This window comes from Streptomyces globisporus (genome assembly GCF_003501885.1).
Taxonomy (GTDB): domain Bacteria; phylum Actinomycetota; class Actinomycetes; order Streptomycetales; family Streptomycetaceae; genus Streptomyces; species Streptomyces globisporus_D.
In genome coordinates this window covers 48,703-55,018 of the sequence record NZ_QWFA01000009.1, presented here as the reverse complement: position 1 = coordinate 55,018, position 6,316 = coordinate 48,703, and the positions used below count along the sequence as shown (strand labels likewise).

General features: G+C 72.3%; 7 protein-coding genes. 2 read left to right on the top strand and 5 right to left on the bottom strand.

What is annotated here, in order from left to right:
- On the top strand, positions 1 to 638 hold a 638-nt coding region (locus D3105_RS03360; protein ID WP_133305673.1), incomplete at its 5' end, for a TerD family protein.
- Between the two features lie 64 nt (positions 639 to 702).
- Here D3105_RS03360 and D3105_RS34325 read toward each other — a convergent pair.
- The 4 genes from D3105_RS34325 to D3105_RS03345 form a co-directional block, all read right to left on the bottom strand.
- A complete protein-coding gene (locus tag D3105_RS34325; protein ID WP_123947561.1) occupies positions 703 to 933 on the bottom strand; it encodes a hypothetical protein in 231 nt (76 codons plus the stop codon).
- A gap of 266 nt (positions 934 to 1,199) precedes the next feature.
- Positions 1,200 to 2,657 (bottom strand): hypothetical protein, encoded by a 1,458-nt coding sequence (locus tag D3105_RS03355; RefSeq protein WP_118899813.1) that lies wholly within the window; start codon positions 2,655 to 2,657, stop codon positions 1,200 to 1,202.
- A gap of 117 nt (positions 2,658 to 2,774) precedes the next feature.
- Positions 2,775 to 3,488, bottom strand: a complete 714-nt coding sequence (locus D3105_RS03350) for an antibiotic biosynthesis monooxygenase (RefSeq protein WP_118899821.1) — start codon at positions 3,486 to 3,488, stop codon at positions 2,775 to 2,777.
- A gap of 99 nt (positions 3,489 to 3,587) precedes the next feature.
- Positions 3,588 to 4,262 (bottom strand): DUF4232 domain-containing protein, encoded by a 675-nt coding sequence (locus D3105_RS03345; RefSeq protein WP_118899819.1) that lies wholly within the window; start codon positions 4,260 to 4,262, stop codon positions 3,588 to 3,590.
- A 149-nt stretch (positions 4,263 to 4,411) separates the two neighbouring features.
- Between D3105_RS03345 and dapA the strand changes: the two genes are divergently transcribed.
- Entirely contained in the window at positions 4,412 to 5,293 is an 882-nt protein-coding gene (gene dapA, locus D3105_RS03340; RefSeq protein WP_118899811.1) for a 4-hydroxy-tetrahydrodipicolinate synthase, read from the top strand.
- 15 nt (positions 5,294 to 5,308) lie between these two features.
- Here the strand turns inward: dapA and dapD are convergent, their stop codons facing one another.
- A complete protein-coding gene (gene dapD / locus D3105_RS03335; RefSeq protein WP_118899817.1) occupies positions 5,309 to 6,307 on the bottom strand; it encodes a 2,3,4,5-tetrahydropyridine-2,6-dicarboxylate N-succinyltransferase in 999 nt (332 codons plus the stop codon).
- Between the last annotated feature and the right edge of the window lie 9 nt (positions 6,308 to 6,316).

Sequence of the window (6,316 nt, the reverse complement as noted above, 5' to 3'; positions counted from 1 at the left end):
TCTGGAGGTTGACCCGGCCCTTGTCCAGGTTGCTCCCGCCGGCGCCCGCCGCGGGCTCCGGCAAGATCAACCTGGACAAGGGCCGGGTCAACCTCCAGAAGAACCAGACCGTGTCCCTCGTGAAGGGCGGCGCACCGCTGCTCTCGCGGGTCCGGATGGGCCTGGGCTGGGAGCCCGCGTTCCGCGGCAAGGACATCGACCTGGACGCGTCGGTGATCGCCTACGGCCCCAACCGCAACCACCTGGACAGCTGCTACTTCGGCAAGCTGACCATCCTGAACGGGGCGATCAAGCACTCCGGCGACAACCTCACCGGTGAGGGCGCGGGCGACGACGAGACGATCGTCGTGGACCTGGGCCGGATCCCCGCCGATGCGACGGGCCTGGTCTTCACGGTGAACTCGTTCACCGGCCAGAAGTTCAACGAGGTCGCCAAGGCCTACTGCCGGCTGATCGACGACGCCTCCGGCGAGGAGCTGGTCCGCTTCGACCTCACCGGCGCCGAGCCGCAGACCGGGGTGATGATGGCCAAGCTCATCAAGCAGTTCACCGGTGAGTGGGAGATGACCGCGATGGGCGAGTTCGTGAAGTCTCGCACCGTGCGCGGCATGGTGAAGCCCGCCGCAAAGGCGCTCTAGACGCATCCGGGGCACCTGAACCGGCGCGGTTCAGGTGCCCCGGATCCGGAGTGAGGTGGGCGTTTCAGAGCTTGGTCAGCTTGGAGTAGGGGCTCAGGATCCTTCCCTGTCGCCCCGAGAAGTCGATGAGGACCGCGTCGTTGTCGCCCTCGACAGCAAGAATTCTGCCGAGTCCGAACTGGTCGTGCGACACCCTGTCGCCCACATCGAAGCTTTCGACCGGTGGGGCCTCCTGGGCCGGGCGGTTGAAGGGACTGGACGGCAGGTGACGCCGGGAACCGGCTGACTGTTTCATCAAGTCGAGTATGCGCCCTGTGAAGGCCCGACGCCATGCCCGTCTGCCGCTCGACGCCCAGACGTACCGCATTCGTGACCCGCGCCGACCGGGGCCGGTCAGCGCTTTCCCCAGGCTCCAGCGGCAGAATCACGCGGATCGGGGCACCGGAAAAGCACCCCGAACGTGTGGCGTTTCGACCACGGACATCCGCTTGGCAGGAGCAGCGCTCAGCAGCTTCGCAGGGGCAGCGCCGGCGGCCCGAGCGCCCCGGGACCGATCTCCCCTCAGTGCCCCGCGCGCGACCGGGCCTTGAACGCCGCCTTGCGGGCGTCCTTGGCGGCCTTCTTGTCGCTGTGCAGGCGGCCCATGGCCTCCAGCACATCGGCGGTGGCCGGGTGGTCGACGCGCCAGACCTCGTCGAAGAAGCCGCTGTGCTGGGCGGAGAGGCCCTCGATCAGGCCCTGGAGCTCGTCCAGCTCGCCGTCCGCGTCCAGGTGGGCGGCGATGGTGTCGATGGCCAGCCAGAAGATCATGTCCTCCGGCGGGGCGGGAACGTCGGCGGCGCCGCGCTCCGCGAGCCAGACGCGGGCCAGGCCGCCCAGTTCCTGGTCGTCGAGCACCGCGCGTACGGCGGGTTCCCCCTCGGGGCCGGCCAGGGCGAGGGCCTGCTGGCAGTGGAGGCGGCGCAGCGGTCCGCCCTCGTCCGCGCCGCGCGCGGCGGCCAGCAGCTCGGCCGCCGCCGACACCGCGCCGTCGGCGTACCCCGCGAGCCAGAGCTTGACCTCGGCGCGGGCGGCGGACTCGGGGTAGTGGGCGATGCCGTCGAGGAGGGCGTCGGCGCCCTTGTCCGCGAGGTCGCCGACGGCGGGGGCGTCCACCCCGGCCTCCAGCATCCGGGCCCGGACGCCGTACAGCCCGAGGGGGGTGAGCTTGACCATGCCGTAGCGGGTGACGTCGTCCTCGTCGCCCCCGACGGTGTCGACCGGCGCCTCGCCCTCCTCGACCATCAGCGCCTCGTCGACCGGCCGGTACTCGACGATCCCGATGGGTTCGAGGAGCCGGAACTGGTCGTCGAGGCGCATCATCGCCTCCGAGACCTGCTCCAGGATGTCGTCGGTGGGCTCCCCCATGTCGTCGGGGACGATCATCGACGCGGCGAGGGCGGGCAGCGGGACCGGTCCTTCACCCGCGCCGTTGTCCGCGAGGGTGAGGAGGTAGAGGTTGCCGAGAACTCCGTCGAGGAATTCGGCCTCGGCATCCGGGTCCCAGTCCAGGGCGTCGAAGTCGATCGAGCCGTCCTCGCCGACCAGGTCCGCGAAGTCGTCCAGGACGGGTGCGGTGGCGTCGGCGTGCACGGCGTCCAGGCCGTCGAGCCAGATGGACAGGACGTCCTGCGGGGAGCCGCCGGTGAGCAGGGCCAGGTTCTCGCCCGCGGAGACGGTCCCCTCGGCGCCCTCCTCCTCGGGGTCGGTGACGTCGAGGAGGCCGGTGTCCACGGCGAGCCGCCAGGCCTCGCTGGCGTACGCGGCACCGTCCTCGTCGGCCGCGAGCCCGAGGTGCTCGGCGGCCGCGGGCAGTTGCGCCTCGACGAGTTCGCCGCCCGCGCCGACCCGGGTGTCGGGACCTGCCCACCGGGCGAGCCTGACGGCCCGGACGAACAGCGGAGCGGCGAGCGCGTCCCGTGCCAGTTCGGCCTCGGAGTTGAGCCGCACCGGCGGCAGGGAGGGGCGCTCTGCGGACATCGGGGGTTCTCCTCGGTGCGTGCTCGGGGGCATACGGAGTGCGTACGCGGTTCAGCCGCCCAAGCCTAGACGCATTTCGCCGCATGCCGCCCACGGCTTCGGCCGCTTGCCCTCCCCTCAGGCGCCCCCGCCCGGCTCCATGCTGAGCGCGGGCGTGTAGCGGTGCACACCGCCGCCGGTCATGCCCGGGTACTTCTGGACGCGTTCCCAGAGCGGGGACGGGGATCCGATGCCCTCACCTGGTGCGGCGAGAGCCGCGATGTGGTGCTCGGCGCTCTCCCACTCGGCGTAGTTGAGGACCCGGGTGCCGTCGGTGCCGACATGGAAGTGCGCGGCGATGCCGCCGGAGGGCAGGCTCTCCTCCTGGCCGAGCGCCTCGAACACGCTGTCCACCCAGTCGCGTTGGCGCGCCGGGTCGGGGCCGTCGAACTCGACGTCGACGATGACGACGCAGCCGGTGTCCCGGGTGTCGCCCTCGGCCCGCGGCCCGGAGCGGTACAGCTCGTACGTGTGCAGCGCGAGGCGTTCGATGCCGGGGACGGCCGCGTCGATCTCGGCGTTGCGGGCGTCACGCCCCTCCCGTACGAAGTCCTGGAAGGCCTGTTCGCCGGTCCACTGCGAGTAGTGCAGCAGGGTCGCGCCGTCCTCTCCGGCGTGAACGCTGTAGGAGAGCAGCCCCGGATGCGGCCATTCCCGGCTCCCCCAGACCTCCCGGATCGCGTCGACGGCCTCCTGCTGCCGCTGCGGTGTCCCGACGTTCCAGGTGCTGGCCTTGGCGATCCCGGCATCGGACCGGGCCGGGTCGGGGCGGTCGGTGAAGTGCGTGGTCATGACGGTGTTCCCCTCTCGCGCGCACCGCTCGGTGCGCGTGAGCACCACGTTCACACCTCGACCTCGGTTGAGGTCAAGGCCGTTCCCGCGCCCCCGGCATCAGCCGCCGAGTTCCGTCCGCCAGGCCGTCGTGTTGAGTTCGTCCATCAGCCGGATGTCGTGGCCCTCCAGCGGGAAGACCCTCACCGGGAGGCCTGGGGCGGCGGAGATGGCCAGGGCGTCACCCTCGATGAGGTCGCCGCCCTCGGGTGTGGAGACCCAGGCGAGGATCGACTTCACGGTGAGGCCGGGGTCGAGGAGGAGCTTCTTGGGGCCGGGGTCGTTGCCGAAGTACGAGCCGTCCTTGTTGACCTTGACGGGGAGCGGGTTGCCGTCCTCACCGAGGGCCTGGACCCAGGGGTAGCCGTCGACGGCGTAGGGCTTGCGGCCGCAGTTGGTGAGGGTGAGCACGACGGCCCGGTGCATCATTCCGGTCTCCACCGGGCCCATGTCCACCACGACCCCGGAGGAGGGGCACGTCCCGGGCGGGGCGGAGGTCGGGCCGGTCTGCGCGGGGGCGCCGTAGGCGGGCGCGTCGGCCCCCGGCGCGGGGATCGGGGGCAGCGTCTCGGCGCGGACGATGCCGGGCCCGGACGCGGAGGCGGACGGGACGGGGTCCTGCCGTTCGCCCTCTCCGGCCGGGACGAGGAAGCCGGAGCAGCCGGTCAGTGCCGTCAGCGTGGCCGTCAGCAGGGCCACCCGGACCCGTCTCCGTACCCGTACGCGCTCGTTCATGTCGCCCACCCCTCGCCGCGGCCGGTCGTCCGCCCGCTCGATCTTGTCAGAGGAACGGCGGCGGGCGCCGCACTCTTCAGCATCGCTTGCCGTTCACCACAAGGAGATCTAAGTGGACCTTTACGGTTCCGGGCGCCGAGACTTCCCCCATGACCGCCACCGCACCGCGCCCCTTCGGCCGCGCACTCTGCGCCATGATCACGCCCTTCACCGCCGCCGGGGCCCTGGATGTGGACGCCGCCCGCGCGCACGCCGCGCGTCTGGTGGCCGAGGGATGCGACGGGATCGTCCTCAGCGGCACCACCGGCGAGTCCCCCACCACGACGGACGCCGAGAAGTCCGCCCTGCTGCGCACCGTCCGGGCCGAGGTCGGCGACGGGGTGCCGCTGCTCTCCGGCGTCGGGGGCCCGGACACCGCGACCACCCTGCGCCTGGCCCGGCAGGCCGAGGAGGCGGGCGCGGACGGGCTGCTGGTGGTGAGCCCGTACTACAGCCGCCCGCCGCAGGCCGCCGTCGAGGCGTACTTCCTGCGGGTGGCCGAGTCCACCGGTCTGCCGCTGATGCTGTACGACATCCCCGGCCGCACCGGCGTCCGGATCGAGCCGGAGACCCTGCTGCGGCTGGCGGAGCACCCGCGGGTGGTGGCGGTGAAGGACTGCTCGTGCGACCTGCTCGGCGCGACGAAGGTGCTGGCCCGTACCTCGCCGGCGTACTACTCGGGCAGCGAGGAGCTGAACCTTCCGCTGTACGCGGTGGGCGGCGCGGGCTACGTCAGTACGGTCGCGAACGTGGCCCCGCGTCAGATGCGGGCACCGCTGGACGCGTTCGACGCGGGCCGCACCGACGAGGCGGCCCGCCTCAACGGGCTCACGGCCCGGCTCGTCGAGCTGATGATGGCGAGCGGGCTGCCGGGGACCGTCACGGCGAAGGCGCTCCTGGACGCCGGCCCGGTCCGGGAACCGCTGCAGCCCGCCGGGCGCGAGGCGGCCGACGGGCTGCGGAAGGCGTACGAGGAGCTCCTCGCGGCCTGAATCAGGCGAGACGGGTCAGTTGTGGGCGTGCAGGACCTCGTTCAGGCCGCCCCAGACCGCGTTGTTCGGGCGGGCCTCGACGGTGCCGGTGACCGAGTTGCGGCGGAAGAGGATGTTCGAGGCACCGGACAGCTCGCGGGCCTTGACGACCTGACCGTCCGGCAGCGTGACGCGCGTACCGGCGGTGACGTACAGACCGGCCTCGACGACGCACTCGTCGCCGAGCGCGATGCCGACGCCCGCCTCCGCGCCGACCAGGCAGCGCTCACCGATGATGATGCGCTCCTTGCCGCCGCCGGAGAGGGTGCCCATGGTGGACGCGCCGCCGCCGATGTCGGAGCCGTCGCCGACGACGACGCCCGCGGAGATCCGGCCCTCGACCATGGAGGTGCCGAGGGTGCCCGCGTTGAAGTTGACGAAGCCCTCGTGCATGACGGTGGTCCCGGCGGCGAGGTGCGCGCCGAGCCGGACGCGGTCGGCGTCGGCGATGCGGACACCCTGGGGGGCGACGTAGTCCGTCATGCGCGGGAACTTGTCGACCGAGGTGACCTGGAGGTGCAGGCCCTCGGCGCGGGCGTTGAGCCGCACGCGCTCCAGGTCGTCGACGGCGACCGGGCCGAGCGAGGTCCAGGCGACGTTGGCGAGCAGCCCGAAGAGGCCGTCGAGGTTCTGACCGTGCGGCTGGACGAGCCGGTGCGAGAGCAGGTGCAGGCGCAGGTAGGCGTCGTGCGCGTCGAGCGGCTTGTCGTCGAGCGAGGAGATGACCGTGGACACGGCGACGATTTCGACGCCGCGCCGGGCGTCCACACCGATCGCCTTGGCGGCGCCCTCGCCGAGCCGGCCCGCGGCCTCGTCCGGGGTGAGCCGCTGCGTACCGGCCGGGCCGGGGTCGGAGGTCAGCTCGGGGGCGGGAAACCAGGTGTCGAGGACGGTGCCGTCACCGGCGACGGTGGCGAGGCCGGCGGCGACGGCGCCGGTGGTGCGGGCAGAACCCTGGGAAGTCGTGTCGGTCATGAACAGCAA

Excerpts from the sequence above, each read along its gene's own strand:
- D3105_RS34325 (WP_123947561.1), bottom strand. The coding sequence starts at position 933 with ATGAAACAGTCAGCCGGTTCCCGGCGTCACCTGCCGTCCAGTCCCTTC.
- D3105_RS03355 (WP_118899813.1), bottom strand. The coding sequence starts at position 2,657 with ATGTCCGCAGAGCGCCCCTCCCTGCCGCCGGTGCGGCTCAACTCCGAG.
- D3105_RS03350 (WP_118899821.1), bottom strand. The coding sequence starts at position 3,488 with ATGACCACGCACTTCACCGACCGCCCCGACCCGGCCCGGTCCGATGCC.
- D3105_RS03345 (WP_118899819.1), bottom strand. The coding sequence starts at position 4,262 with ATGAACGAGCGCGTACGGGTACGGAGACGGGTCCGGGTGGCCCTGCTG.
- dapA (WP_118899811.1), top strand. The coding sequence starts at position 4,412 with ATGACCGCCACCGCACCGCGCCCCTTCGGCCGCGCACTCTGCGCCATG.
- dapD (WP_118899817.1), bottom strand. The coding sequence starts at position 6,307 with ATGACCGACACGACTTCCCAGGGTTCTGCCCGCACCACCGGCGCCGTC.